This is a genomic window from Shewanella sp. AS16 (assembly GCF_021412365.1).
Taxonomy (GTDB): Bacteria; Pseudomonadota; Gammaproteobacteria; order Enterobacterales; family Shewanellaceae; genus Shewanella; species Shewanella salipaludis.
On the sequence record NZ_JAKCLK010000479.1, the window covers coordinates 1 to 279 of the forward strand.

Below are 279 nucleotides of genomic sequence, written 5' to 3' on the forward strand. Positions count from 1 at the left end.
GCCAGATAGTTCGCCATCTGGCAATATTGCGCGACAGAGATATTTTCCGCTCGCATCGCCGGGTCGATCCCCATTCCCGTTAACACCTCGACGCTAAACAGGTTGCCGAGGCTGTTACGAATGGTTTTACGACGCTGGTTAAAGGCTTCAGTGGTGATGCGGCTCAACACGCGAACATCTTTAACCGGGTGAGGCATCGTTGCATGAGGAACCAGGCGCACGACGGCGGAATCCACTTTGGGTGGTGGTGTAAAGGCTGACGGCGGTACTTCCAGCACC

General features: G+C 55.6%; 1 protein-coding gene. It reads right to left on the bottom strand.

Annotation, left to right across the window (positions count from 1 at the left end):
* The coding region (locus LZP73_RS21185; RefSeq protein WP_326490393.1) for a ribosomal RNA small subunit methyltransferase A at window positions 1–279 on the bottom strand (279 nt) is incomplete at both ends.